The sequence below is a fragment of the Streptomyces sp. DSM 116793 genome (assembly GCF_057320905.1).
This window is the reverse complement of the sequence record NZ_CM170494.1, coordinates 1,525,286-1,551,887: the sequence shown is the minus strand read 5'-3', so window position 1 is coordinate 1,551,887 and position 26,602 is coordinate 1,525,286. Positions and strand designations below refer to the sequence as shown.

The 26,602-nt window shown below is 73.3% G+C and carries 20 protein-coding genes; 16 read left to right on the top strand and 4 right to left on the bottom strand.

The window, feature by feature from the left end; translation table 11 throughout:
• Positions 1 to 70: 70 nt before the first annotated feature.
• The 3 genes from ACSMXW_RS06545 (at position 71) to ACSMXW_RS06535 (ending at position 2,595) form a co-directional block, all read left to right on the top strand.
• Positions 71 to 601, top strand: coding sequence for an SAV_6107 family HEPN domain-containing protein (locus ACSMXW_RS06545; RefSeq protein ID WP_485804520.1), 531 nt, complete (start codon positions 71 to 73; stop codon positions 599 to 601).
• Between the two features lie 534 nt (positions 602 to 1,135).
• Positions 1,136 to 1,930 (top strand): methyltransferase, encoded by a 795-nt coding sequence (locus ACSMXW_RS06540; protein ID WP_485804519.1) that lies wholly within the window; start codon positions 1,136 to 1,138, stop codon positions 1,928 to 1,930.
• Between the two features lie 248 nt (positions 1,931 to 2,178).
• Complete coding sequence (locus tag ACSMXW_RS06535) at positions 2,179 to 2,595, top strand: DUF3040 domain-containing protein (protein ID WP_485804518.1); 417 nt, start codon at positions 2,179 to 2,181, stop codon at positions 2,593 to 2,595.
• 411 nt (positions 2,596 to 3,006) lie between these two features.
• Here the strand turns inward: ACSMXW_RS06535 and ACSMXW_RS06530 are convergent, their stop codons facing one another.
• The 4 genes from ACSMXW_RS06530 to ACSMXW_RS06515 form a co-directional block, all read right to left on the bottom strand.
• A complete protein-coding gene (locus ACSMXW_RS06530; RefSeq protein ID WP_485804517.1) occupies positions 3,007 to 5,595 on the bottom strand; it encodes a transglutaminase TgpA family protein in 2,589 nt (862 codons plus the stop codon).
• 535 nt (positions 5,596 to 6,130) lie between these two features.
• Positions 6,131 to 7,537 carry a DUF58 domain-containing protein gene (locus tag ACSMXW_RS06525; protein WP_485804516.1) on the bottom strand — a complete coding sequence of 469 codons (1,407 nt, stop codon included), beginning with the start codon at positions 7,535 to 7,537 and terminating at the stop codon, positions 6,131 to 6,133.
• On the bottom strand, positions 7,537 to 8,658 hold the full coding sequence (locus ACSMXW_RS06520; RefSeq protein WP_485804515.1) for an AAA family ATPase: 1,122 nt from the start codon (positions 8,656 to 8,658) through the stop codon (positions 7,537 to 7,539). The genes ACSMXW_RS06525 and ACSMXW_RS06520 overlap by 1 nt, the downstream gene beginning before the upstream one ends.
• A 265-nt stretch (positions 8,659 to 8,923) precedes the next feature.
• A complete protein-coding gene (locus tag ACSMXW_RS06515) occupies positions 8,924 to 9,487 on the bottom strand; it encodes a beta-class carbonic anhydrase (RefSeq protein ID WP_485804514.1) in 564 nt (187 codons plus the stop codon).
• A 745-nt stretch (positions 9,488 to 10,232) separates the two neighbouring features.
• Here ACSMXW_RS06515 and rsmH point away from each other — a divergent pair.
• The 13 genes from rsmH (at position 10,233) to ACSMXW_RS06450 (ending at position 26,452) form a co-directional block, all read left to right on the top strand.
• Entirely contained in the window at positions 10,233 to 11,162 is a 930-nt protein-coding gene (rsmH, locus tag ACSMXW_RS06510; RefSeq protein WP_485804513.1) for a 16S rRNA (cytosine(1402)-N(4))-methyltransferase RsmH, read from the top strand.
• A gap of 189 nt (positions 11,163 to 11,351) precedes the next feature.
• Positions 11,352 to 11,900, top strand: a complete 549-nt coding sequence (gene ftsL, locus ACSMXW_RS06505) for a cell division protein FtsL (RefSeq protein WP_485804512.1) — start codon at positions 11,352 to 11,354, stop codon at positions 11,898 to 11,900.
• A gap of 4 nt (positions 11,901 to 11,904) precedes the next feature.
• Complete coding sequence (locus ACSMXW_RS06500; RefSeq protein WP_485804511.1) at positions 11,905 to 13,881, top strand: peptidoglycan D,D-transpeptidase FtsI family protein; 1,977 nt, start codon at positions 11,905 to 11,907, stop codon at positions 13,879 to 13,881.
• A gap of 46 nt (positions 13,882 to 13,927) precedes the next feature.
• Positions 13,928 to 15,664, top strand: coding sequence for a UDP-N-acetylmuramoyl-L-alanyl-D-glutamate--2,6-diaminopimelate ligase (locus ACSMXW_RS06495; protein WP_485804510.1), 1,737 nt, complete (start codon positions 13,928 to 13,930; stop codon positions 15,662 to 15,664).
• Positions 15,665 to 15,668: 4 nt separating this feature from the next.
• Positions 15,669 to 17,114, top strand: coding sequence for a UDP-N-acetylmuramoyl-tripeptide--D-alanyl-D-alanine ligase (locus tag ACSMXW_RS06490; RefSeq protein WP_485804509.1), 1,446 nt, complete (start codon positions 15,669 to 15,671; stop codon positions 17,112 to 17,114).
• Positions 17,111 to 18,184, top strand: a complete 1,074-nt coding sequence (gene mraY, locus ACSMXW_RS06485) for a phospho-N-acetylmuramoyl-pentapeptide-transferase (protein WP_485804508.1) — start codon at positions 17,111 to 17,113, stop codon at positions 18,182 to 18,184. Before ACSMXW_RS06490 ends, mraY begins: the two co-directional genes overlap by 4 nt.
• Complete coding sequence (murD, locus tag ACSMXW_RS06480) at positions 18,166 to 19,698, top strand: UDP-N-acetylmuramoyl-L-alanine--D-glutamate ligase (RefSeq protein WP_485804507.1); 1,533 nt, start codon at positions 18,166 to 18,168, stop codon at positions 19,696 to 19,698. Before mraY ends, murD begins: the two co-directional genes overlap by 19 nt.
• A 138-nt stretch (positions 19,699 to 19,836) precedes the next feature.
• Positions 19,837 to 21,276, top strand: coding sequence for a putative lipid II flippase FtsW (gene ftsW / locus ACSMXW_RS06475; RefSeq protein ID WP_485804506.1), 1,440 nt, complete (start codon positions 19,837 to 19,839; stop codon positions 21,274 to 21,276).
• A gap of 6 nt (positions 21,277 to 21,282) precedes the next feature.
• Positions 21,283 to 22,377, top strand: coding sequence for an undecaprenyldiphospho-muramoylpentapeptide beta-N-acetylglucosaminyltransferase (gene murG / locus ACSMXW_RS06470; protein ID WP_485804505.1), 1,095 nt, complete (start codon positions 21,283 to 21,285; stop codon positions 22,375 to 22,377).
• 231 nt (positions 22,378 to 22,608) lie between these two features.
• Positions 22,609 to 23,319, top strand: a complete 711-nt coding sequence (locus ACSMXW_RS06465) for a cell division protein FtsQ/DivIB (RefSeq protein ID WP_485804504.1) — start codon at positions 22,609 to 22,611, stop codon at positions 23,317 to 23,319.
• Positions 23,320 to 23,597: 278 nt separating this feature from the next.
• Positions 23,598 to 24,806 carry a cell division protein FtsZ gene (ftsZ, locus tag ACSMXW_RS06460; protein ID WP_485804503.1) on the top strand — a complete coding sequence of 403 codons (1,209 nt, stop codon included), beginning with the start codon at positions 23,598 to 23,600 and terminating at the stop codon, positions 24,804 to 24,806.
• Between the two features lie 201 nt (positions 24,807 to 25,007).
• Positions 25,008 to 25,727, top strand: coding sequence for a peptidoglycan editing factor PgeF (pgeF, locus tag ACSMXW_RS06455; RefSeq protein ID WP_485807850.1), 720 nt, complete (start codon positions 25,008 to 25,010; stop codon positions 25,725 to 25,727).
• A 5-nt stretch (positions 25,728 to 25,732) separates the two neighbouring features.
• Complete coding sequence (locus ACSMXW_RS06450) at positions 25,733 to 26,452, top strand: YggS family pyridoxal phosphate-dependent enzyme (protein WP_485804502.1); 720 nt, start codon at positions 25,733 to 25,735, stop codon at positions 26,450 to 26,452.
• The last annotated feature ends 150 nt before the right edge of the window (positions 26,453 to 26,602 follow it).

Here is a 26,602-nt window from a genome sequence, read left to right as displayed (position 1 = left end):
TGTCAGTGGTGGGGGCCACGATGGGCACAGACGGCCACCGGGTCGTCACCCAGACGACAGGAGGTATGTCATGGCCAGGTACCCCGCAGCAGCAGCCGCCCGCCGCCGCGCCGCCGGCCCTGCCCCCTCGCTGACCGGTCCCGCCACCGACGTGCACCCCGTGCTGCGCCGTACCTCCGCCCCGCCGGCGGCGCTCGACCTGCTCGCCCAGGCCCGCGCGGGGCTCGACGAGGCGGCCCTGCTCGACACGCCCAACGAGCGCTACGCCACCGCCCACCTCGCCGCACTGCGGACCGCCGCCGCCGTGCTCGCCGCGCGCGGCAGGCCCGAGCCCACGCCCCGCCGGCGGGCCAGGATCAGGAGCGCCTGGGAAGTGCTCCCCGAGATCGCTCCGGAACTCACCGAGTGGAGCGCCCTCTTCGCCGCGGGCGCCGGCCGCAGGGCCCGCGCGGAGGCGGGCATCCGCGGCGCGGTGACCCGCCGCGAGGCCGACGACCTGCTGCGGGACGGAGCGATGTTCCTGCGCCTGGTGGAGCGGTTGCTGACGCTCCAGCCGGTTCTCCCGCAGCCGGCTGCGGAGCCCCGTCAGGACGCCGGCTGACCCCGCGCCGGCGTCCGGTCCCTCCCCGGGTCCCTCGTTGTCCCTCGTTGTCCCTCGTTCCTGGCCGCCGGCCGGTGGCGGTTTGTCGCGCGGTTCCCCGCGTCCCTGGGGCAGCCCCTGCTGTCTCGTTCCTGGCTGTCGGCGGGTGGCGGTTTGTCGCGCGGTTCCGCGCGCCCCTTGCAGGCGGGCCCCACCCGCGGTTTCGTGGTCGGTCACCGGCCGGTGGGGTGGGGCCCGGATGGAAGCGCGCGGAACCGCGCGGCGAGCCATGACGTGCCTGCCGTACGCCGCCGGGGCGGGCCACTTGCGGTCTCGTCCCCGGCCGCCGGCTGGAGGAGGGTGCGCAGGTCGCCGGACCGTGGCCGGCGTCCGCTCCCTGGACGGGAGCCGGTGGCGCCGGGTGACCGTGCCGGGGCCGTGGGCTCGGGAGGCAATAGGGTTGGGTGCGCCTGCACCCCCCTCTCCCGCCGATGGCCGGGGGAGGCCAAACCGCTCCGCCGACAAGAGGCGGTGCCGCGCCGAGGAGTCAATCCCGTGTCGGACCCGATGCGCCCCCGCGCTTCCCTCCGTACCGCCGTGGTCTGGGAGGTCCTCAAGGACGCCCTCGACCACCGGGTCAAAGCCACGGGCCGCGAGCAGCTCGGGGTCCTCGACACCGGCGGCGGCAGCGGCAACTTCGCCGTGCCCGTCGCCCGCCTCGGCCACCGCGTCACCGTGGTCGACCCCAGCCCGAACGCGCTGTTCGCGCTGGAGCGCCGGGCCGCGGAGGCCGGGGTCGCCGACCGTATCCAGGGCGTCCAGGGCGACGCCCTCGGGCTCTTCGACGTCGTGGAGCGCGGCGGCTACGACGCGGTGCTCTGCCATGGCGTCCTGGAGTACGTGGACGACCCGGCCGAGGGCCTGCGCAACGTCATCGGCGCGCTGCGCCCCTCCGGGGTGCTCAGCCTGCTCGCCGCCGGCCTGGGCGGCACCGTGCTCGCCCGCGCGCTGGCCGGTCACTTCACCGAGGCGCACCAGGCCCTCACCCACCCCCAAGGCCGCTGGGGCGACGGCGACCCCGTGCCCCGGCGCTTCACCGTCGAACAGCTCACCGCGCTCGTCGAGGCCGCGGGCGTCCGCGTCGAGGCGGTGCACGGCGTCCGGGTCTTCGCCGACCTGGTCCCCGGGGATCTGGTCGACACCGAACCGGATGCCCTGGAGGCCCTGCTGAAGCTTGAGGCGGCCGCCGCGGAACTGCCCGCCTTCCAGTCCGTCGCCACCCAGCTCCACGTGCTCGGCGAGCGGCAGGGCCGCACGGGCGACCGGGACACGGCACGCGACCACGGCTGATCAGCGGCGCAGGGACGAATGGAGTACTTCACAGGGCACCCGATCGGGCTTCCGGCGCCGTATGATCGAAGGAGACCGTCCGGCATGACGGACCGATCGCTGGGGAATGCAATGATCAGCGACTCGAACCGCATGGCGGCGCGGGTGGTGAATTGGCGTAGAGGGGCGGGTTTCACGGGGGCGATTCCCTGCCTATCCTGAAGGGAACCCCCCGGTCGCCCCGGCGACTGCACGATGAGGAGGACTCCGTGCCGCTCTCGGAGCACGAGCAGCGAATGCTCGAGCAGATGGAGCGAGCGCTGTACGCCGAAGATCCCAAGTTCGCGACAGCGCTTGAGAGAAGCGGACTGCGCAGGTACACCCGACGCCGGGCGTATCTCGCGGTTGTGGGCTTCCTTGTCGGTATCGGTCTCCTCATGGGCGGCATGGTCGCCCAGCTCATCTGGATCAGTGTGGTGGGGTTCCTCGTCATGCTGGGGTGCGCCGTGCTCGCCGTCACCGGCTGGCGCAAGGCGCCCAGGTCGGGCGAGCAGCCGCCCGCCGGTGCGGGTGCGCCGGGTGCGGCGGGTACGCGGCCGGGCCGACGGCAGGGCAGGCAGCGGCGCTCGATGATGGACCGCATCGAGGAGCGGTGGCAGCGACGTCAGGACGAGCAGGGGCAGTGAGAGCGTCGGCGGTTTCCGGCTGCCGGATCACATAACGTATGCAGAGGGCGACCGTTCGCAGTGGTCGCCCTCAGTCGTGTCCGGACTTGCCCGCCAGGGCTCCGTCAGGGGCACGGGCGAGCGTATGCGGCCCCGGCAGGGGCGCGGGGATCTGCGCGACCGGCCGCGACGAGAGCGATGTCCAGCCACGGGCCGGAACGGGCAGGCGGGACCGCATGGGCCACCTGCCCTTCGCGCCTTCGCGCCTTCGCGCCTTCGCGCCTTCGCGCCTTCGCGCCTTCGCGCCTTCGCGCCTTCGCGCCTTCGCGCCTTCGCGCCTTCGCGCTACCCGGAGGCGCTGGATGCCGCGCCACCGCGCTGCCCGGAGGCGCTGGGCGCCGCCCCACCGTGCTGGGCGCCGCGCCGCCCCGCCTACCGGAAAGGCCGCATGCTGACGCGCCCATGTGGCCAGTACGTCGCCAGGCGGGCCGCCACACGCCGGCGCCAGTCGGCGAACGCCCACGTCAGGCGCGCGGCCGAGCGCGGGGCGAGAACGGCGCGCAGGCGCGTGGCACGGCTCGCGGAGGCCCGCAGGCCGGCCCGCACCCGCCGTACGTCGTCGGCCAGGCCCGGGGCGGGCCGGGGAGCCGGGGCGTAGAGCACCTGCTCCACGGCGCTCGCCACCCGGTGCACGCTCGCCGCGGCATCCTGCTCCAGCGGCGCCACCCGAACGATGCGGTCCGCGGCCCTGCGGGGCGTCTCCGACTCGTTGGGCACGATGCCGAGATCCCAGGCCGTGTCCGTGACCTCACGCCAGTGCGCCAGGGTGCGCCGCACCACCTCGGCCGGGACGGGCGGCTCGCCCGCGCCACCGGCGAGTGTGCCACCGGCGGGCGGCTGTTCCTCCCCGGCGCGTGACGGGTGTCCACGCCCCGGGTGTCCACGCCGCCCCCCGGTCGCCCGGCCGAGCGGGCCCGGCAGGCCGGGGGTGCGCCGTTTCCCGGCGCTCCCGGCGCTCCCGGCGCTCCCGGTGCTCCCGGCGCCCGGGTCGCCCAGTCGTCTGGCACGCACGCGCACCCGCCACAGCATCGGCAGCAGCGGCAGCACGAGGAGGACCAGCGCGCCCACGGCACCGGCGGCGATCAGCCCGGCCGACGGGCCGTCGTCCCCGGAGCCGCCGCCCGTCTGCGGAACGGTGGACTCGCAGGAGCCGAGCCGCTTGTCCGCCGTGGAACAGCTGTCCTGGGCCGTCGGCTCGGAGGACGGCGTGCCGGGCTCGGCCTGCGAGGGCGCCGCCGGATCGCTGGAGACGTCACTACGGGTGTCGGGCCGGGTGTAGTCGGGCACGCTGCCGCGGTTCGGGGTGGGCTCGAAGCGGGTCCAGCCGACCCCCTCGAAGTACAGCTCGGGCCAGGCGTGCGCGTCCCTCAGGCCCACCGACATCGAGCCGTCGGCGGTCAGCGTGCCGGGTGTGAAGCCCACTGCGACCCGGGCGGGTATGCCAAGCGTCCTGGCCATGGCCGCCATCGAGAAAGAGAAGTGGACGCAGAAGCCCTCCTTCTGGCGCAGGAACCGCGCTATCGCGCCGGGCCCGGTGCCGGCCTCCACATTGGTGTTGTAGGTGAAGCCGCCGTCCTCCGCGAACCAGTCCTGGAGCTTCACCGCGCGCTCGTAGTCGTTCTTCGCGCCCTTCGTGACCTGGCGGGCGGTGGCGGCGACCACCGCCGGCAGCGACGAGGGCACCTTGGTGAACTCGCGCGCCACGCTCGGGGGCGGCTTCGGGGCGTCGGCCAGCTGCCGCGCGGTCGGTGCCACGGCCAGGCTCGTCACCTCGTAGGACACGCCTTTGGTGGTCTGGCCGTGGTCGCCGACCAGGGTGCGGCCCACCGGCTCGTACCGCCAGCGGCCGCCGATCCTGACCTGGCTCGCCGGGTACGGCATGGGCAGCCAGTCCTGGGCGTACCAGTCGGCTGCCTTGATGGTGGTCCTGATCTCCGTGGTGCGCACGCCGGGGCTGAGGCCCTCGGGGGCGGGGAGGACCTTCGGTACGTCGGTGATGCGGCGGACGGCGGGCTTCCAGGTGGTGCCGTCGAACTCGTCCTCGGAGACGATCCGCAGGTACTGGTCGTTCGCCGTACCCGGGGAGGTGCGGTAGGTCAGCACCTCCTTGTCCTCCGGCTGATTGAGGCTGTTCTGCAGCGAGACCAGCGGATTGACCGCCGAGACCGTGCCGCCGCCCGGGCCCACCCCGCCGCCGTGGGCCGCGGGGTCGAACAGGCCGGCGCTCAGCCCGGGCAGCGCCAGCGGGACCACGAGCGCGATGCCGAGCGCCACCGCCCCTATCCTGCGGCCCGCGCGGACCGGTGCGACGGCGCCGGACGCCTCGGGGCCGCCGGGCGTGACCCGCCCGCCCGGCGGGCGGGGTGCCCCGCTGAAGACCCGGCCCCAGCGCGACAGGCGGTCCCGGCCCTCCGCGAGGAGCAGCAGCAGGTATCCGGTCGCCGCCAGCAGGAACCACAGCCAGTCCGCGGAGCTCTGCGACAGACCGGCGGCGATGGCGTAGAGGGCGAGCAGCGGCAGCCCGGCGGGGGCCGCACTGCGGAAGGTCACCGCGAGGGCGTCCACCAGAAGCCCTATCAGCAGCACGCCGCCGATCAGCATGAACTGGATCCCGTCGGTCAGCGGCGCCGGGATCGCGTACTGGCGCACGTCGTCGCGGCCCAGTGCGAGCAGGGTGCCGAACCGCTGGAGCGCCTCGGGGGTCGGCACCAGGCCCGCGACGGCCTGCGCACGGGCGAAGACCAGCGTCAGCATCAGGACCGTCACCACGGCCTGCGCCAGCACCGTCACCGGCCGGGCGAGCGGCACCCGGCGGGCCACGGCGCCCACGGCCGTCTGCACCACCACCAGGAAGGCCGCCTGCAGCAGCCAGACCGAGCTGTCGACCAGCGGCAGCAGCGCGCACGCCGTCAGCAGGGTGGCCGCCGCGGCACACAGCGCCATCCGGGTACGCCCGCTCACACGGCACCCCCGCCCCAGGCCGCCATCCCGCCCCCGGCCACCGCCCCGCCCCGGACCATCCTGCCCGGGACCATCCTGCCCGGGACCGTCCTGCCCGGGACCGTCCTGCCCGGGACCGTCCTGCCCGGGACCGTCCTGCCCCGGACCGTCCTGCCCGGGGCCGCCGTCTCCGCCGAAGCCGTCGTGCACCGCGAAGCCGCCGTCCCGCCCGCGGCCGTGAATCCGTCCGGAGTCGCGGTCCCGCCCGCGGCCGTGACTCCGTCCGGAGTCGCGGTCCCGCCCGCGGCCGTGACTCCGTCCGGAGTCGCGGTCCCGCCCGCGGCCCTGGCTCCGTCCGGAGTCGCGGTCCCGCCCGCGGCCGTGACTCCGTCCGGAGTCGCGGTCCCGCCCGCGGCCGTGACTCCGTCCGGAGTCGCGGTCCCGCCCGCGGCCGTGACTCCGTCCGGAGTCGCGGTCCCGCCCGCGGCCCTGGCTCCGTCCGGAGCCGCCGTCCCGCCCCTGGCCGCGCCCCCGCGCGAGGGGTGCCGTGTCCCGATCATGCCCAACCCCCACTCGTGCCCGCCGCGCTCACGCCCTCCGCGCTGCGCTGCCGATCCGCCTGCCGCCACATCTCGGCGGGACCCGCGCCCGGCGGCACCGCGAGAGCCGTCCAGCCCGCCTCGCCGAGCTGGCGCAGCCGGTCCTCGCAGCCCGGGGACGGCCCCGCCGCGCGGTCCCGCGCCGCGCCGTGCGCCCACATCCAGGGGTCCAGCACAAAGGCGACCGCGGCCCCGCTGCGCCGGCGCATCGAGGCGACCACGGCGGCCTGGCCCTCGTCCATGTCACCGAGGAAGGCCACCAACAGCCCCTCGCTGCCGCCGCGCAGCACGTCGTAGGCGCGGGACAGGCCGGTGCCGTCGGAGTGGTCGACCACCGCGAGGGTGTCCATCATCAGGCCCGCCGCGTCGGCGGACTCCTGGCTGGTCCCCGAGAAGCCGTCGGAGCCCTCGCCGGGCACGGAGGTGCCGTTGTCCGTCAGCAGCCGGACCGAGAAGCCGCGCTCCAGCATGTGCACCAGCACCGAGGCCGTGCCGGAGACCGCCCACTCGAAGGCCGAGCCGGGCCCCGCACCCTCGTAGGCGATCGCCCGGGTGTCCAGCAGGACCGTGCACCTGGCCCGCTGCGGCTGCTCCTCACGGCGCACCATCAGCTCGCCGTACCGCGCGGTGGACCGCCAGTGCACCCTGCGCAGGTCGTCCCCGTAGCGGTAGCCGCGCGGGATGACGTCGTCCTCGCCGGCCAGCGCCAGGGAGCGCTGCCGCCCGTCGCCGTAGCCCTTCGCCTCGCCGCTCAGCCGGACCGGCGGCAACGCCTCCACCTGCGGGACGACGGTCAGGGTGTCGTACGTGGCGAAGGACCGGGTCAGCTCGCACATGCCGAACGGGTCGGTGAGGCGGAGCTGCAACGGGCCGAGGGGGTAACGCCCGCGCAGGTCGGAGCGGACCCGGTAGGACACCTCACGGCGGCCGCCCGGCTCCACGCGGTCCAGTACGAAACGGGGCCGCGGCCCCAGCACGTACGGCACGCGGTCCTGGAGCATCAGCAGGCCGGTGGGGAGCCGGGAGACGTTGTCCATGCGCAGATGGACCCGGGCCTCCGCGCCGGCCGGCACGCGCGCGGGGGAGAGCCTCCGGCTGCTGGAGACCCGGTACCGGGTGCGGTACAGCACCAGCGCGCAGACCAGTGGTAGCGCGGCCAGCAGCAGGCCGACCCGCAGCAGGTCGCTCTGGCCCAGCACATAGGCGCAGACGGCGGCCGCGATGCCGGCGGCCAGGAAGGAGCGGCCACGGGTGGTAAGGCCGGCCAGTGCGGTGCGCACGGCGCCGCCCGTGGCGGCCGGTGCGCCGGGCTCGTTCGCCGCGGCGGGGGAGGCGGGACCGGCCGGGCCGGTCGGCTGCGCCATCACGCCCTCCGGCTGCCGCGCTGCGGGTCGAACGGGCCCGGGTCCCGGTCGTGTCCGGAGGCATGGCGGCCGTTCGGGTGGACGCCCGGGTGGACGCCCGGGTGGAGGGGAGCCCCCGGGGAGGCGGCGGGCACGCGGGTGTGCTGGAGGATCTCCATGACGACCTGCTCGGCCGTGCGGCGGTTCAGCTGGGCCTGGGCGGTGGGCAGCAGGCGGTGGGCCAGCACCGCCACCGCGAGCGCCTGGACGTCGTCCGGCAGGGCGAACTCCCGGCCGGCGAGGGCGGCGGCCGCCTTCGCGGCGCGCAGCAGGTGCAGCGTCGCCCGAGGGGAGGCGCCGAGCCTGAGGTCGGGGTGGGTGCGGGTGGCCGCGACCAGGTCGACCGCATAGCGCCGCACCGCGTCCGAGACGTGCACCCGGCGCACCGCGTCGATGAGCTTCACCACGTCCTGGGCGTGGGCGACGGGCCGCAGGTCGTCCAGGGGCGAGACGCCGCCGTGCACGTCCAGCATCTGGAGCTCGGCCTCCGGGCTGGGGTAGCCGATGGACACCCGCGCCATGAACCTGTCGCGCTGGGCCTCGGGCAGCGGATAGGTGCCCTCCATCTCGATGGGGTTCTGCGTGGCCACCACCATGAACGGGGCGGGCAGCTCGTACGTCTGCCCGTCGATGGTGACCTGGCGCTCCTCCATGGACTCCAGGAGCGCGGACTGGGTCTTGGGCGAGGCCCTGTTGATCTCGTCGCCGATCACGATCTGGGCGAAGATCGCTCCGGGCTTGAACTCGAAGTCCCGGCGCTGCTGGTCCCAGATGGACACGCCCGTGATGTCCGACGGGAGGAGGTCGGGCGTGAACTGGATGCGCCGCACCGAGCAGTCGATGGAGCGCGCGAGCGCCTTGGCGAGCATGGTCTTGCCCACCCCGGGGACGTCCTCGATCAGCAGGTGGCCCTGGGCGAGGAGCACGGTCAGCGCCAGACGGACGACCTCCGGCTTGCCCTCGATCACGGCCTCGACCGAGCGGCGGACACGCTCCGCCGTGCTGCTCAGGTCCTCTCCCACCCCCGACTCCGCCCGTGCGTGGGGATCCCCCTGGCTCGCCCGCTCGTCATAGGTCGTCACCGGTCCTCCTCGGCCCCTTCCCCGAGCTCCCTGAGAGCGGGGGACACCCCAACTCGGGCCGGTGCGCCCATGTGCGACCGGCCCACCCCGAAACACGGACGCCACGCGCGAGAAGTTCCGCACGGCGTCACATCAGCATTCTTGTTGCCGTTACCGGTTCGTGTCACTCGCCTGTGGATAACTGGCGACGATACGCCGGACGTGGTCCGTCTTCCGGTGGTGGGCGGCCGCCATGACGTCCGGGTGAGCGCGTCACCCGGACGGCTCACGCCGGGTCGATCTCCCGCAGCGCGCCGGTGCGCACGTCGAAGACGAACCCGCGGACGTCCTCACGGTGCGGCAGGAACGGCGAGGTGCGCACCCGCGCCATCGACTGCCGTACGTCCTGGTCGACGTCGCGGAACGCCTCCACCGCCCACGGCGGGCGCTGCCCGACCTCCATCTCGAGGTCGTGCCGGAACTCCTCGGTGATGCGCTCCATCCCGCATCCGGTGTGGTGGATGAGCACCACCGTACGGGTGCCCAGGGCGCGCTGGCTGATGGCGAGCGAGCGGATGACGTCGTCGGTGACGACACCGCCGGCGTTGCGGATCGTGTGGCAGTCGCCCAGCTCCAGGCCGAGCGCCGCGTGCAGGTCGAGCCTGGCGTCCATGCAGGCGACGACGGCGACCTGCAGGACCGGCCTGGCATCCATGCCGGGGTCGGTGAAACGCTCGGCGTAGCGCTGGTTCGCCTCGACGAGGCGGTCGGTGACGGTTCCGGCGAGGCCTATGGCGCCGGTGTTCTCTTCTGTCAGCTGTCCCTGATCAGGGGTGGCGGAAGTCGACATAACCCCGAAGGTACTGGGCGCCCGCTTGCGAGGGTACCGGGCGCACTGCGGCGGCCCCGCCCCATGCGCGGACCGAAGCGGCGGCGAGAGCGGGCCGGAGCGACGCCGGGACGACGCCAGGAAGAGGACGGGGAGGGGACGGGAAGAGGACGGGGAGGGGACGGGGCGACTGCGGACACGGGACGGGGACGGGGACGGGGCGACGGCGGACACGGGACCGGTGTGGGATAACCCACAAGGGCCCTCCATGTGCCGCCACACGGGTGAATCCGTCCGATGTGCGCGCGGGCGGCACACCGTTCGGGCACCCTTCGGAGGTTGCCCGGCCGACGCGCAGGCCGGTTGATTGACCGGGCGACAGTGTGGACTAAAGTGACGCGAAGCGGGAGGCCAGAGGGGCTCCCGCTCGGCTGTTCGCCGGATTCGAATTCCGCGGTCACCGCCGTTTCTGCTTGATTTACGCGGGGCGTTTCCCAGAATCTCCCCACGTGCGCGGCCGCGCACGTACGGCTCGGCCTCCTCCCGCTCCCGGTCGGCTGACGCCATTTCACCGGCGCCAGCGGGCCGTTCCCCTTCGCGAGCGGGCGGGGACCCGGCGGTGCGTGCCGCCGCGCCTGATCTGAGAGGGCCAATGCAAGGGCGCGAGGCGCATCCGTACCGGGGCCGGGACCAGGGCCCCCGGGACCACCGGTCCACCGGGGACGAGGCCGGACGGCAGACCGGCCGGGGCCGTCACGTCCCCGTCATGCTGCGGCGCACCCTGGACCTGCTGGGTCCCGCGCTGGCGCTGCCGTCCGCCACCGTCGTCGACTGCACCCTGGGGCTCGGCGGACACAGCGAGGCCCTGCTGTCGGCCTATCCCGCTCTCCGCGTGATCGGGCTCGACCGGGACAAGGAGGCGCTGCGGCTGGCCGGTCAGCGGCTCGCCCCGTACGGCGAGCGGGCCACCCTGGTGCACGCGGTCTACGACGAGCTGCCCGACGTCCTCGCCAGGCTCGGAGTGCCGCGCGTGCAGGGCGTCCTGTTCGACCTCGGCGTCTCCTCCCTCCAGCTCGACGAGGCGGACCGCGGGTTCGCCTACGCCCAGGACGCCCCGCTCGACATGCGCATGGACCAGTCCACCGGCATCAGCGCCGCAGAGGTGCTCAACACCTACCCGCCCGGCGAACTGGTGCGGATCCTGCGCAGCTACGGCGAGGAGAAGCAGGCCAGGCGGATCGTGTCCACCATCGTCCGGGAGCGGGAGAAGGAGCCGTTCAGCACCAGCGGGCGGCTGGTCGAGCTGATCCGCGACGCGCTGCCGCAGGCCGCCAAGCGCACCGGCGGCAACCCCGCCAAGCGCACCTTCCAGGCCCTGCGCATCGAGGTCAACGGCGAACTCGCCGTCCTGGAGCGTGCGGTGCCAGCCGCCGTGCGGGCGCTGGCCGTGGGCGGCCGGATCGTCGTGCTGTCGTACCACTCCCTGGAGGACCGGCTGGTCAAGCAGGTGCTCGCGGCCGGTGCCGCGAACACCGCGCCGCCCGGCCTGCCGGTGGTGCCCGAGCGGTACCAGCCCCGGCTCAGGCTGCTGACCCGCGGCGCCGAGCTGCCCTCCGAGGAGGAGGTCACCGCCAACCGCAGGGCGGCCCCGGCGCGCCTGCGCGGCGCCGAGCGGGTACGCGAGGAGGTCACGTGAACGGCACGGTCGGGCAGGACACCGCCCTCCGCCCCCGCGGCCGGCACCGCTCGCGCGCCCCGCACCGGCCCCGTGGAGTCCCGCCGGGGCGCCGCCCCCGGCGGGGCCTTCGTGCCCCGAGTCCCGTATGAACGGCGAACGGCCCCCCGCGCGGCGGGGGGAGGGATCCTTGAAGCGGGGGAGGCACCCATGAGACGGAAGATCGAGCTGCGCGGCAGAGCCGCCCGGCTGGCCCGGATGCTGCCGGGGCCCAGCCGGGCCGCGAGAACACCGTTCGTCCTGCTGATCGTCGTGCTGCTGGGCGGCGGCCTGCTCGGCCTGCTGGTGCTGAACTCCTCGCTCAACGAGGGATCGTTCCAGCTCAGCGAGCTGAAGCAGCGGACCACCGACCTCACCGACGAGGAACAGGCCCTGCAACGCGAGGTGAACGGCTACGCCGACCCCGGCGCCCTGGCACGCCGGGCCCACAAGCTGGGCATGGTGCCCGGCGGCGACCCCGCCTTCCTCGACCCCGACGGCACCGTGCGCGGCGTGCCCAGCACCGCCGGCACCACCCCGCTGAGCGCCCCCGGCGCACCGCCGTCCGAGACCGCCGCCCGCCAGGACTCCGCCGCGCCCGGCACCCCGGGCACCGAGGCCACGGGCACCGAGGCCCCGGGCACCGAGGCCACCGCGCTGGTCGCGCCGCCCTCGCCCACCGGGCCCGTGCCCTCCGTATCGACGACTTTGGGCAGGTGATCCCGTGACCGACAGGGAAGCCCCGCGCCGCCGCGTCCCCTCGCCCGCCGCGCCGGGCCGTCCCCGGGGAGCCGGCGACCGCCGCCCCGGCCCCGGCGCACGCCCCGCGCGCCGGCCGCGCCCCGCCGGCGCCGGCGGCTCCGGCCCCGTGCGGACCATCCGGCTCGGCAGCCCCCGCCCCCGGCTGCGCATGGTCAGCGTCACGATGACGCTGGTCATGCTGGTCTTCGTGGGCAGGCTGTGCCAGGTCCAGGGCGTCGACGCCAGCGCGTACGCGGCCAAGGCCGAGCGGAACCGCTACACCAGCCAGCCGCTGACCGCCGAGCGGGGCGGCATCACCGACCGCAACGGCGTGGACCTGGCCGTCAGCGTGGACGCGTACGACATCACGGCCGACCCGACGATGTTCACCCGCAAGGCCACCAAGGTCGCCGACGCGCCCCAGCAGGCCGCCGCGCTGCTCGCCCCCATCCTCGGCGCCGACACCGCGTCCCTCGCCGAGAGGCTCCGCACCCCGAAGACCCGCTATGTGCTGCTGGCCACCCGCCAGACCCCCCAGGTCTGGAACCAGATCAGTGACCTGAAGAGCACCCTCGCCACCAAGGCCCAGGACGACCCCGGGACCGCCAACGTCCTTGCCGGCGTCTTCCAGCAGCCCAGCAGCAAGCGCGTCTACCCCAACGGCGACCTCGCCGCCGGGGTCCTGGGCTGGGTCAACGGCGCCGGCAAGGGCGCGGGCGGCCTGGAGCTCGCACTCGACAAGGAGCTGGCCGGCAAGGACGGCAGGATCACCTACGCCCAGTCGGGCGGCCGCCAGGTGCCCACCGCGGGCTCCAGCGAGACGCCCGCCGTGCCCGGCTCCGACGTGGAACTCACCATCGACCGCGACATCCAGTGGGCGGCCCAGCACGCCATCAGCGAGCAGGTGAAGAAGTCCAGGGCGGACCGCGGCTATGTGATAGTGCAGGACACCAGGACCGGCCAGATCCTGGCCATGGCCGACGCCCCCGGCTTCGACCCGAACGACCTGTCCGAGGCCTCGCCCGCCTCCCTCGGCAACGCGGCCCTCCAGGACGCCTACGAGCCGGGCTCCACGGCCAAGCTGATGTCGATGGCCGCGGTCCTCCAGGAGAACGCCGCCACCCCGCTCACGCACGTGGTCGTGCCCAACCGACTGCACCGGGGAGACCGGCTCTTCTCCGACGACGTCGACCACCCCACGTGGTACCTGACGCTCAACGGCGTGCTCGCCAAGTCCAGCAACATCGGCACCATCCTGGCCACCGGCCAGCTGGGGAAGACCCAGGCCCAGGCCGACCGGGTGCTCTACTCGTACCTGCGGAAGTTCGGCATCGGCAGGCCCACCGGGCTCGGCTTCCCGGGCGAGACCGCGGGCATCCTGGCGCCGCCGGACAAGTGGTCGCAGTCCCAGCAGTTCACCATCCCCTTCGGCCAGGGCGTCTCCGTGAACGCGCTGCAGGCCGCGTCCGTCTACTCGACGATCGCCAACGGCGGAGTGCGGGTGGCGCCCACCCTGGTGCGCGGTACGAAGGGACCCGACGGGCACTTCACCCGGGCGCCGGCACCCAGGAAGACCCGCGTGGTGAGCGCCGAGACCGCCAGGGCGCTCTCGCAGATGCTGGAGTCCGTCGTCGGCGACGAGGAGGGCACCGGCACCCTCGCCCGCATCCCGGGCTACCGGGTGGCCGGCAAGACCGGCACCGCCAACCGTGTCGATCCGGCCACCGGCCGCTACCACGGCTACACCTCCTCGTTCGCCGGTTTCGCACCCGCCGACAAGCCGAGGGTCACCGTGTACTGCGTCCTGCAGAACGCCACCAAGGGCAGCTATTTCGGGGGCGAGACCTGCGGCCCCATCTTCAAGCAGGTCATGGAGTTCTCCCTGAAGACCCTCCAGGTGCCGCCCACCGGCGCCAAGCCGGCCCGGCTGCCCGTCTCCTTCGATCCGGCCAAGGACTGACCTTCACGGTCCGAAGGCCGGGACCGCACAGAACCAGGAACCGCCCGTGACAACGATCACTCCCGACCCGGGAAACGCACCCGAGCCCCAGGCCACCCCCGCCCCGTCCGACCAGGGCCAGAAGCGGCCTGATCACGCCGGAGCACGCTCTCGCTCATTTGGCTCGCCGCCCGCCGCGCCCGGTACGCTCACCGCCGTGCCACACGCTGATCAGTCCCCCGTCCCCCACGAAGGCGCCCAGGTGACCGCCCCCGGGCCGCCGCGGCCCGCCAAGGTGACGCCCACCCCCCTCCCGCGGCTCGCCGACCAGGTGGGCCTGCGCACCATCACCGGACCGGCCGGGTCCTACGAGCACGTCGCCGTGACCGGCATCACGCACGACTCGCGCGCCGTGCGCCCCGGCGACGTCTACGCCGCACTGCCCGGCGCCCGGCTGCACGGCGCGGACTTCGCCGCGCAGGCCGCCGACCTCGGCGCCGTCGCCATCCTCACCGACCCCGCGGGCACCGAGCGCGCCGCCGCCACCGGGCTGCCCGTGCTCACCGTCGGTGACCCGCGCGGCCGGATGGGTGAGCTGGCGGCCACCGTCTACGGGCACCCCGGGCGCGGGCTGCTGCAGATCGGCATCACCGGCACCTCCGGCAAGACCACCACCGCGTACCTCGTCCAGGGCGGGCTCGCCGCGACCGGCGACCTGGCCGGGCTGATCGGCACGGTCGAGACCCGCATCGGCGAGGAGCGCATCAAGTCCGAGCGGACCACCCCCGAGGCCACCGACCTCCAGGCGCTCTTCGCGGTCATGAAGGAGCGCGGCGTTGCCTCGGTGGCCATGGAGGTCTCCAGCCATGCGCTGGTCCTCGGCCGGGTGGACGGCTGCGTCTTCGACGTCGCCGTGTTCACCAACCTCAGCCCGGAGCACATGGAGTTCCACTCCGACATGGAGGACTACTTCCGGGCCAAGGCCCAGCTCTTCACCAAGCAGCGCTCCCGGGCCGGCGTCGTCAACCTGGACGACGAGTACGGCCGCAGGCTCGCCGTGGAGGCCGGGGTGCCCGTGGTGACCTACTCGGCCGAGGGACACCCCGACGCGGACTGGCGGGCCGAGCGGGTCGAGGTGGGCCCGCTGAAGTCCACGTTCGTGGCGGTCGGGCCCCAGGGGCAGCGGATCGACGCGACCTCGCCGCTGTCGGGACCCTTCAACGTCTCCAACACGCTCGCCGCGCTCGCCGCCCTCGCCGTCGCGGGGAAGGACCTGGGGGCCGCCGCCGCCGGCATCGCCGCCGTGCCCGGCGTGCCGGGCCGCCTGGAACGCGTGGACGTCGGCCAGAAGTACCTCGCCGTCGTCGACTACGCCCACAAGACCGATGCCGTCGAGTCGGTGCTGCGCGCGCTGCGCAAGGTCACCGAGGGCAGCCTGCGCATCGTGATCGGCTGCGGCGGCGACCGGGACCGGACCAAACGCGGGCCGATGGGCGCAGCCGCGGTCCGCCTCGCCGACGAGGCCGTGCTGACCTCGGACAACCCCCGCTCCGAGGACCCGCTGGCGATCCTCGCCACCATGCTGGCGGGCGCCGCGGAGGTGCCGGCCCACGAGCGCGGCGAGGTCGCCGTCTTCGAGGACCGCGCCGCCGCGATCGCCGCCGCCGTGGCCCACGCCCGCCCCGGCGACACCGTGCTGATCGCGGGCAAGGGCCACGAACAGGGCCAGGACATCGCCGGGGTGGTCCGGCCCTTCGACGACCGCCAAGTGCTCCGCGAAGCAATCCAGCAGACCCAGGGATGAATTTGTGATCGCCCTCTCCCTCGCCGAGATCGCCACCATCGTCGGCGGGCAGACCCATGACATACCGGATCCGTCCGCGCTGGTCACCGGTTCCGTCGTGATCGACTCCCGTGCCGTGGAACCGGGTGGCCTGTTCGCCGCCTTCGCCGGTGAGCGCGTCGACGGCCACGACTACGCCCGCGGGGCCGTCGAGGCGGGTGCCGCCGCGGTGCTGGCCGCCCGCCCCGTCGGCGTCCCCGCGATCGTCGTGGACGACGTCCAGGCGGCGCTCGGGGCCCTCGCCCACGCCGTCGTGGAGCGCCTCGGCGCCACCCTGGTGGCGCTCACCGGCTCCGCGGGCAAGACGAGTACCAAGGACCTCCTCGCCCAGGTGCTCGCCACCAAGGCGCCCACAGTGTGGACACCCGCCTCCCTCAACAACGAGATCGGCCTCCCCCTCACGGCGCTGAGCGCCACGGAGAAGACCCGGTACCTGGTCCTGGAGATGGGGGCCCGTGGCATCGGCCACATCCGCTACCTCACCAGCCTCACCCCGCCCAGGATCGGCCTGGTCCTGAACGTCGGCACCGCCCACATCGGCGAGTTCGGCGGCCGGGAGCAGATCGCCCAGGCCAAGGGCGAGATGGTGGAGTCCCTGCCCGGCGCCGAGGAGGGCGGCATCGCCGTCCTCAACGCCGACGACCCCCTGGTACGCGCGATGGCCACCCGCACCAAGGCCCGCGTGGTGTACTTCGGGGAATCCGGCGAAGCGGACGTAAGAGCCGAGAACATCCACCTCACCGCCACCGGGCAGCCCGCCTTCAGCCTTCACACACCCTCCGGGTGCAGCGCCGTGACCTTGCGCCTGTACGGTGAGCACCACGTGTCGAACGCGCTTGCCGCGGCCGCCGTCGCCCATGAGTTGGGCATGTCCGTGCACGAGATCGCCCAGGCGCTCTCCGGGGCGGGCACCCTCTCCCGCTGGCGGATGGAGGTCACCGAGCGCCCGGACGGCGTGACGGTGGTCAACGACGCCTACAACGCGAACCCCGAGTCCATGCGAGCCGCCCTGCGCGCACTCGCGGCAATGGGCGAAGCCCGGCGGGCCGAAGGGGGGCGTACGTGGGCGGTGCTCGGTCAGATGGCCGAGCTCGGGGACGAGGCTCTCGCCGAGCACGACGCGGTCGGACGGCTTGCCGTCCGGCTCAACGTGAGCAAGCTCGTGGCGGTCGGCGGCAGGGAAGCTGCCTGGCTGCGTGCGGGCGCCTACAACGAGGGTTCGTGGGGTGAGGAGTCGGTGCACGTGTCCGACGCACAGGCGGCGGTCGACCTGTTGCGCAGAGAGTTGCGCCCGGGGGATGTCGTGCTCGTGAAGGCGTCCAGGTCGGTGGGCCTGGAGCGGGTCGCCACGGCGCTGCTGGAAGAGGCCGGCGGAAGCAACTCGGGCGAGGGCGAGGTCGCCGCCCGATGATGAACCAGATCCTGTTCTCGGGAGTCATCGGCCTCTTCCTGACTCTCGTGGGCACGCCGGTGCTGATCAAGCTGCTCGCCCGCAAGGGATACGGTCAGTACATCCGGGACGACGGGCCGCGCGAGCACCACAGCAAGCGCGGCACGCCGACCATGGGCGGCATCGCGTTCATCCTGGCGACGATCATCGCCTACTTCCTCAGCAAGGTGATCAGCGGCAAGCCGCCCACCTTCTCCGGGGTGCTGGTGCTCGGCCTGATGGCGGGCATGGGCCTGGTCGGCTTCCTCGACGACTACATCAAGATCGTCAAGCGGCGCTCGCTGGGCCTGCGGGCCAAGGCGAAGATGGCGGGCCAGCTCATCGTCGGCATCGCCTTCGCCGTCCTCGCGCTGCAGTTCGCGGACAACCACGGCAACACCCCGGCGTCCACGAAGCTCTCCTTCACCACCGACTTCGGCTGGACCATCGGACCGGTGCTCTTCGTGGTCTGGGCGCTGTTCATGATCCTCGCCATGTCCAACGGCGTGAACCTCACCGACGGCCTGGACGGCCTGGCCACCGGTGCCTCGGTGATGGTCTTCGGCGCCTACACGTTCATCGGTGTGTGGCAGTTCCAGGAGGCCTGCGCCAACGCCGCGACGCTCACCAACCCCGCGGCCTGCTTCGAGGTGCGCGACCCGCTCGACCTCGCCGTGGTGGCCTCCGCCCTGATGGGTGCCTGTTTCGGCTTCCTGTGGTGGAACACCTCACCCGCCAAGATCTTCATGGGCGACACCGGTTCCCTGGCGCTCGGCGGCGCCCTCGCGGGCCTCGCCATCTGCTCCCGCACGGAGCTGCTGCTCGCCCTGCTCGGCGGCCTCTTCGTCCTGATCACCATGTCCGTCGTGATCCAGGTGGGCTCCTTCCGGCTCACCGGGAAGCGCGTCTTCAGGATGGCCCCGCTACAGCACCACTTCGAACTCAAGGGCTGGTCCGAGGTCCTGGTCGTGGTCCGCTTCTGGATCATCCAGGGCATGTGCGTGATCGTCGGCCTCGGTCTCTTCTACGCAGGATGGGCAGCAGAGAAATGACGCAGCAGCCGGCCTGGGCCGGGCAGCACATCACCGTCGCCGGTCTCGGCGTGAGCGGTATCAGTGCCGCCCGCGCCCTGGCCGGCCTGGGCGCCGAGGTCACCGTCGTCGACGGCGGCGAGGGACCGGCGCTCCAGGAGCGCGCGGAGCAGCTGCGCGCCGAGCGCATCTCCGTACGCCTCGGCGACGGCACCACCCTGCCGCCCGGCACCTCGCTCGTCGTCACCTCGCCGGGCTGGAAGCCCACCGCACCGCTGTTCGCCGCCGCGGCGGCCGCGGGCGTGGAGGTGGTCGGGGACGTGGAGATCGCCTGGCGGCTGCGGGGCCCGTCCGGCGCCTCCCCGGCGCCGGGGGCTCCGGGCGAGGGCGGCTCCGCGGCGCCCTGGCTGGCGGTCACCGGCACCAACGGCAAGACCACCACCGTCCGGATGCTGGCGTCGATCCTCGCCGCCGCGGGGCTGCGCACCACCGCGGTCGGCAACATCGGCACCCCGATCATCGACGTGGTGTTGCAGGACAGGGCTGCGCGCGAGGCGCGGTCGATCGAGGGCGGTGGTGGACGACCGGGGGCAGAGCCGTACGACGTCCTCGCCGTCGAACTCTCCAGCTACCAGCTGCACTGGGCGCCCTCGCTGCGCGCCCACTCCGGCGCCGTGCTCAACCTCGCCCCGGACCACCTGGACTGGCACGGCTCCATGGAGGCCTACGCGGCCGACAAGGGCCGGATCTACCGGGGCAACCAGGTCGCCTGCGTCTACAACGCCGCCGACAAGGCCACCGAGGACCTGGTCCGCAAGGCCGACGTCGAGGAGGGCTGCCGCGCCATCGGCTTCACCCTCTCCGCGCCCGCCCCCTCCCAACTCGGCGTGGTGGACGGCGTCCTCGTCGACCGGGCCTTCGTACCGGAGCGCCACCGGCAGGCCCAGGAGCTCGCCGAGGTCTCGGACGTCCAGCCGCCCGCGCCGCACAACATCGCCAACGCCCTGGCGGCGGCGGCCCTGGCGCGCGCCTACGGAGTGCCGGCCACCGCGGTCCGTGACGGGCTGCGGGCCTTCCGCCCCGACGCGCACCGCATGCAGCACGTCGCCGATGTCTCCGGCGTCGCCTACATCGACGACTCCAAGGCCACCAACACCCATGCCGCCGAGGCGTCCTTGGCGGCGTACGAGTCGATCGTGTGGATCGCGGGCGGCCTCGCCAAGGGCGCGACCTTCGACGAGCTGGTGGCCAAGTCCGCGCCCCGGCTGCGCGGTGTGGTGCTGATCGGCGCCGATCGTGCCCTCATCGGGGAAGCGCTTGCGCGACACGCCCCCGAGGTCCCGGTGGTCGACCTCGACCGGACCGACACTGGGGCGATGGCGGCGGTGGTCCGGGAGGCGGCGCGGCTCGCCTCGCCGGGCGACACGGTGCTGCTGGCGCCCGCCTGCGCCTCCATGGATATGTTCACCAACTACAACGTGCGCGGGGATGCGTTCGCGGAGGCGGTCCGCGGCCGCTCCGCGGAGGGCGCCTGACGCCGCCGGTCCGCCGGCCGTGTGGTTCACCGGCCCGGCTCCGGCTGCGGGCGCCTGGTCCTTTGGGAGGGACGCCTTGGCTGGGGTTTGGCTTGCGTTTCATGGGCGGGTCCCCGCCGGCGACAGCGGTGGGTGCTGATGCCCGGCCGTGGCGCCCCCGCGCGCGGGGCCGGACGGCCGGCGCGGCCCGCGCGGTCCTCGGCGGCCGTCCGCTCCGAGCGGTCCGAACTGCCGGGGCGCGTGCCCCGGTGGGTACCCCTGGGAGGCCTGGTCGAGCGCGCCCGGCGGACCTGGGACCGGCCGCTGACTGCGTATTATGTGATTCTCGGCAGTAGTCTGCTGATCACCGTACTCGGTCTTGTGATGGTCTACTCGGCCTCCATCATCCGGGCGTTGCAGCTCTCGCTGCCCGGTTCCTACTTCTTCCGCAAGCAGTTCGTGGCGGCGGTCATCGGCGGTGCGCTGATGTTCGCGGCGGCCCGGATGCCGGTGCGGCTGCACCGCGCGCTCGCCTACCCGCTGCTGGCCGGATCGGTCTTCCTGATGGTGCTGGTTCAGGTGCCCGGGGTAGGGGTGGCGGTGAACGGCAACCAGAACTGGATCTCGCTCGGCGGCCCCTTCCAGTTGCAGCCCAGCGAGTTCGGCAAGCTGGCCCTGGTGCTGTGGGGCGCCGATCTGCTGGCGCGAAAGCAGGAGCGGCGGCTGCTGGTCCACTGGAAGCACATGCTGGTGCCGCTGGTGCCGGCCGCTTTCATGCTGCTCGGGCTGATCATGCTCGGTGGCGACATGGGGACCGCGATCATCCTGACCGCCATCCTCTTCGGGCTGCTATGGCTGGCAGGGGCGCCCACCAGGCTGTTCGCCGGGGTGCTCACCGTGGCAGGGCTGCTCGGGCTGATGCTGATCGAGAGCAGCCCCAACCGGATGGCCCGGCTCTCCTGTATCGGGGCCACCGAGATGGGTCCCGGCGGCAGCTGCCAGCAGGCCGTGCACGGCATTTATGCGCTGGCGTCCGGCGGACTGTTCGGTTCGGGCCTCGGCGCGAGTGTGGAAAAATGGGGGCAACTGCCCGAAGCGCACAACGACTTCATCTTCGCCGTGACCGGTGAGGAGTTGGGCCTGGCGGGAACACTGTCCGTCCTCGCCCTCTTCACGGCTCTAGGCTATGCGGGTATCCGCGTGGCCGGACGCACGGAGGAGTCGTTCGTGAGGTATGCCGCGGGAGGCGTGATCATCTGGATCACGGCCCAGGTCGTGGTCAATATCGGCGCGGTGCTCGGCCTGCTGCCGATCGCCGGGGTCCCGCTCCCGCTGTTCTCCTACGGCGGGTCCGCCCTGCTGTCGACCATGTTCGCCATCGGGCTGCTGATCGCCTTCGCGCGCGACGAGCCCGCTGCGCGGGCGGCACTCGCCATGCGGCAGGGCGCGTCCTACGGCCCGTTGCGGCGCCTGCGGGCGGTCTTTGGTAGAAAGCGGGCTGCGGCGCGAGGCGGCCGGTCCGGCCGGAGCGGCCAGGAGCCTCGCAGATGGAACACGATGCGACGGCGCGCCACGGCGCGCTCGTCCGGAGAGCGGTGAAATTCGGTGCATGTCGTACTCGCCGGTGGAGGGACCGCCGGCCACATCGAGCCCGCGCTCGCCCTCGCGGACGCCCTGCGCAGGCAGGACCCGACCGTGGGGATCACGGCCCTGGGCACGGAGCGCGGACTCGAAACCCGTCTGGTGCCCGAGCGGGGCTACGAACTCGCGCTGATCCCCGCGGTACCGCTGCCGCGCAAGCCCACCCCCGAGCTGATCACCGTTCCCGGGCGGCTGCGCGGCACGATCAAGGCGGCCGAGCAGGTCCTGGAGCGCACCAAGGCGGACGTGGTCGTCGGATTCGGCGGCTATGTGGCGCTGCCCGGCTATCTCGCGGCCAAGCGGCTCGGGGTGCCGATCGTCATCCACGAGGCGAACGCGCGCCCCGGCCTCGCAAACAAGATCGGTTCGCGGTACGCGGCCCAGGTCGCCGTGTCGACCCCGGACAGCAAACTCCGCAATTCCCGCTATATCGGGATTCCGCTGCGCCGTTCCATCGCCACCCTCGACCGCGCGGCGGCGCGCCCGGAGGCGCGCGCCGCATTCGGGCTCGACCCCAGGGCCGCCACGCTCCTGGTCTCCGGCGGCTCCCAGGGCGCGCGCCGGCTCAATGAGGTGGTCCAGCGGGTCGCACCCGTGCTGCAGCGCTCCGGAATCCAGATCCTGCACGCCGTCGGTCCCAAGAACGACATGCCACAGGTCGACAACATGCCGGGTATGCCCCCGTACATCCCGGTACCGTACGTGGACCGGATGGATCTCGCCTACGCCGCGGCCGACATGATGCTCTGCCGCGCGGGTGCGATGACCGTCGCCGAGCTCTCCGCCGTCGGACTGCCGGCCGCCTATGTCCCGCTGCCCATCGGCAACGGCGAACAGCGGCTGAACGCCCAGCCGGTGGTCAAGGCGGGCGGCGGCCTGCTCGTCGACGACGCCGAGCTCACGCCCGAGTGGGTGCAGGCCAATGTGCTGCCCGTGCTCTCCGACCCGCACCGGCTGTACGAGATGTCCCGTGCCGCCTCCGAGTTCGGCCGCCGGGACGCCGACGAGCTGCTGGTCGGCATGGTGTACGAGGCGATCGCGGGCCGCCGCGCGGCATGACGGGGGTCCGTCTGCGCCGCGGCGCATGACAGGAGGCGGGCATACGTGGACACGGGTGCCAGGGGTGCCAGGGGTGCCAGAGGCAGGGGTGCGGGGGGCGAGAGGGGTGCCGGAGCGGGCACCGTCGAGCGCGGCGAACGGCAGCGGCCGGAGTCCGGCCCGGCGGGCCCACCGGGCCGCGGCCCCTTCCGGCGGCCCGGGGCGCCCCGGGACCGGGAGGCCGGCAGGACGGTGCGCCGCCGCCTGGCCGCGGCGCTGGTGGTGCTGGTCCTGCTCGGCGGCTTCGCCGGCTGGGCGCTGTACGGCTCGTCCTGGCTGCGTGTGCAGCGTGTGACCGTCTCCGGGACCCGGGTGCTCACTCCGGCGCAGGTGCGGGGCGTCGCGGACGTCCGGCTCGGTGCGCCGCTGGTCTCGGTGGACACCGAGGGCATTGCGGAACGCCTGCGGCGGGCATTGCCGCGAATCGACTCCGTGGACGTGATCCGTTCCTGGCCGCATGGAATCGGGCTGAAAGTGGTCGAGCGCACGCCCTCCCTGCTTATCGAAAAGGGCGGAAAGTTCATCGAAGTGGACGACGAGGGAGTGCGGTTCGCGACAGTGCCGGTGGCCCCCAAGGGAGTACCGCGGCTGGAATTGGCCACACGGCAGGATGCGAGCGGTGCCGCCAGTCTGCGCCGGTTCGGCACGGCCCGCCTGGTGGGTGCGGCGGTGCGGGTGGCGGCGGACCTCCCGGATGCGGTGGGTCGCGAAGCACGTGTTCTCAAGGTCCGCTCATACGACAGTATCTCCGTGGAGTTGACCCGGGGGCGCACGGTCGTATGGGGAAGCGATGAGCAGGGGAGCGAGAAGGGCGGAGTGCTCACCGCTCTCATGAAAGCCGCTCCGCGTGCCCGGCACTTCGATGTGAGTGTCCCCACCGCCCCTGCCGTGTCCGGGAGTTGACGGGCGTCGTCGCAGGCCAGCACCCTGGCTGTGCAGCGCTACGGGTGATCACATAGGGTGAAAAGAAAAACGGGAGGTTCGGCGTGTTCGTTGAACGGGCGCCACTTGTCGACTTAGTGTCCTGTTCGGAACAGCATTGAAGTTCAGCAACAGACACACTGGTAACCCTAAACTTCACCGTTAGGGTTCGGGTCGGCGTTCGGACCGACCCATTCGGCATCGCTGTCGTGGCGCAACGGGCGCGCGGCGGCACGTAATCGAGGCGAGAGGCCTTCGACGTGGCAGCACCGCAGAACTACCTCGCAGTCATCAAAGTCATCGGTGTCGGCGGCGGTGGTGTCAATGCCATCAACCGGATGATCGAGGTCGGTCTCAAGGGCGTCGAGTTCATCGCCATCAACACCGACGCGCAAGCCCTGTTGATGAGCGACGCCGACGTCAAGCTCGACGTCGGCCGCGAACTCACCCGCGGACTAGGCGCCGGAGCCAACCCGGCCGTGGGCCGCAAGGCGGCCGAGGACCACCGCGAGGAGATCGAGGAGGTCCTCAAGGGGGCCGACATGGTCTTCGTCACCGCCGGTGAGGGCGGCGGCACCGGCACCGGCGGCGCGCCCGTCGTGGCCAACATCGCCCGCTCGCTCGGCGCCCTCACCATCGGCGTGGTGACACGCCCGTTCACCTTCGAGGGCCGCCGGCGCGCCAACCAGGCGGAGGACGGCATCGCCGAGCTCCGCGACGAGGTCGACACCCTCATCGTCATCCCGAACGACCGGCTGCTGTCCATCTCGGACCGCCAGGTCAGCGTCCTCGACGCGTTCAAGTCCGCGGACCAGGTGCTGCTCTCCGGTGTCCAGGGCATCACCGACCTCATCACCACCCCGGGCCTGATCAACCTCGACTTCGCCGACGTCAAGTCCGTGATGTCCGAGGCGGGCTCCGCGCTGATGGGCATCGGCTCCGCACGCGGGGACGACCGTGCGGTGGCCGCCGCCGAGATGGCGATCTCCTCGCCGCTGCTGGAGGCCTCCATCGACGGGGCGCGGGGCGTGCTGCTCTCCATCTCGGGCGGCTCGGACCTCGGCCTCTTCGAGATCAACGAGGCCGCCCAGCTGGTGAGCGAGGCCGCGCATCCCGAGGCCAACATCATCTTCGGTGCGGTGATCGACGACGCACTCGGCGACGAGGTACGGGTCACCGTGATCGCCGCGGGCTTCGACGGCGGCCAGCCGCCCGCCAAGCGGGAGAACATGCTCGGCTCGTCCTCGGTCAAGCGCGAGGAGCCGGCCCGCTCCGTGGAGCCCCGGCCGAGCGAGACCCGGCCGGCCTTCGGCGGGCTCGGCAGTGTCACCCCGCGTGAGGACGACCCGGAGCCCGGCCCCGGCGATCTCTCCGCCGGCTCCCCGGCCGCCTCGCAGGGCCCCCCGGCCCCCCGGGTGTACCCGGACAGCGCGGCCGAGGAGCTGGACGTCCCGGACTTCCTCAAGTGATCCGGACCACCTGACGTGATAGGACAGCACGACGACGCCGTGGCCGCCCCGGACCCGGCCCCGACGGGCCCCGATCCGGCCCAGCGGTCCCTGACGCACCCGGCGGACGAGATCCCGGTGCGCACAACGGACGGACCCCCGGCGCACACGGCGCGTGCAACAAGTCGTACCGGCCCGGACCGCTCCGGTCCCGTCGCCGGCATCGTGCACAGGGCGAACGGCGCCCACTTCGCCTTCACCGACAGGTGGGGCGGGGTGAGCGCCGTTCCGTACGCCGAGCTGAACCTCGGCGGCGCGGTAGGCGACGCCCCCGAGGCCGTCCGCGTCAACCGCGCGCGGGCCGCCGCCACCCTGGGGCTGGACCCCGACCGGGTGGTCTGGATGAACCAGGTGCACGGGCGCGAGGTCGTCGTGGCGGACGCGCCCTGGGGCGCACGCCCGGTGCCCGAGGCGGATGCGGTCGTCACCACCCGTCGTGGCCTCGCCCTCGCCGTGCTCACCGCCGACTGCACCCCGGTGCTGCTGGCCGACCCCGAGGCGGGGGTCGTGGCCGCGGCGCACGCGGGCCGGCCCGGCATGGTGGCCGGGGTGGTCCCCGCCGTGGTGAAGGCCATGGTGGAGCTGGGCGCGGAGCCGGGCAGGATCGTCGCCCGTACCGGCCCCGCGGTCTGCGGCCGCTGCTACGAGGTGCCCGAGGCGATGCGCGCCGAGGTCGCCGAGGTCGAGCCCGCCGCCCACTCCGTCACCTCCTGGGGCACGCCCGCCGTGGACGTGGTCGCGGGGGTCCACGCGCAGCTCGCCCGGCTCGGAGTGCACGACCGTGAGCGGTCCCCCGTGTGCACGCTGGAGTCGGCCGATCACTTCTCGTACCGCCGTGAGCGCACCACCGGGCGGCTCGCGGGCTATGTCTGGCTGGACTGAGGGGCATGACGGATCGCAAGGGGCAACTCGCGGCGAACCTGGCGAAAGTGGAGGAACGCATCGCCAGGGCCTGTGCCGCGGCGGGTCGCAGACGTGACGAGGTGACCCTCATCGTGGTCACCAAGACCTATCCGGCGAGCGACACCCGGCTGCTGGCCGAGCTCGGCGTCCGGCAGGTGGCGGAGAATCGCGACCAGGACGCCGCTCCGAAGGCCGCCCAGTGCGCGGACCTGCCGCTCACCTGGCACTTCGTCGGTCAACTCCAGACCAATAAAGTTCGCTCTGTGGTGAGTTACTCCGATGTGGTGCAGTCCGTGGACCGGCCGAAACTCGTCGGTGCGCTCTCCCGGCACGCGGAGAGCGCGGGCCGGGAGGTCGGCTGCCTGATCCAGGTCGCCCTGGACGCGGAGGAGCGTGAGCGGGGGGCGCGCGGCGGTGTCGCGCCCGACCGGATCGAGGAGTTGGCCGGCCTGATCGCGGACGCTCCTGGGCTCTGGCTCGGCGGCCTGATGACCGTCGCGCCGCTCACCGGGCCGTACGCCGGGCGGGAACGGGCGGCGTTCGAGCGCCTGAGGGAATTCTCAACCGCCCTGCGCTCGGCCCATCCTGCTGCGAACATGGTGTCCGCAGGGATGAGCGCGGACCTCGAACACGCCGTGGCGGCCGGAGCGACACATGTACGCGTCGGCACCGCGGTACTCGGAGTCCGACCCAGGCTCGGGTAACGTCGCCAAGAAGTCGGACCACAGCAGAAAATATGGTCAATCCCGGTCGAACCGCAGAAGTTGGGGCGCAGGGGAGGGGCCACGTGGATCGCGGGCACTTGGTTGGCGTCAGCCGATCCACCACGCCGATCCACCACAGAGCGGAGGATG

Bases quoted from the DNA above. Each gene is read 5' to 3' on its own strand.
- ACSMXW_RS06450 (WP_485804502.1), top strand. From the start codon at position 25,733: ATGACGGATCGCAAGGGGCAACTCGCGGCGAACCTGGCGAAAGTGGAG.
- rsmH (WP_485804513.1), top strand. From the start codon at position 10,233: ATGCTGCGGCGCACCCTGGACCTGCTGGGTCCCGCGCTGGCGCTGCCG.
- murD (WP_485804507.1), top strand. From the start codon at position 18,166: ATGGGCAGCAGAGAAATGACGCAGCAGCCGGCCTGGGCCGGGCAGCAC.
- ACSMXW_RS06515 (WP_485804514.1), bottom strand. From the start codon at position 9,487: ATGTCGACTTCCGCCACCCCTGATCAGGGACAGCTGACAGAAGAGAAC.
- ftsL (WP_485804512.1), top strand. From the start codon at position 11,352: ATGAGACGGAAGATCGAGCTGCGCGGCAGAGCCGCCCGGCTGGCCCGG.
- ACSMXW_RS06545 (WP_485804520.1), top strand. From the start codon at position 71: ATGGCCAGGTACCCCGCAGCAGCAGCCGCCCGCCGCCGCGCCGCCGGC.
- ACSMXW_RS06525 (WP_485804516.1), bottom strand. From the start codon at position 7,537: ATGGCGCAGCCGACCGGCCCGGCCGGTCCCGCCTCCCCCGCCGCGGCG.
- ftsW (WP_485804506.1), top strand. From the start codon at position 19,837: ATGCCCGGCCGTGGCGCCCCCGCGCGCGGGGCCGGACGGCCGGCGCGG.
- mraY (WP_485804508.1), top strand. From the start codon at position 17,111: ATGATGAACCAGATCCTGTTCTCGGGAGTCATCGGCCTCTTCCTGACT.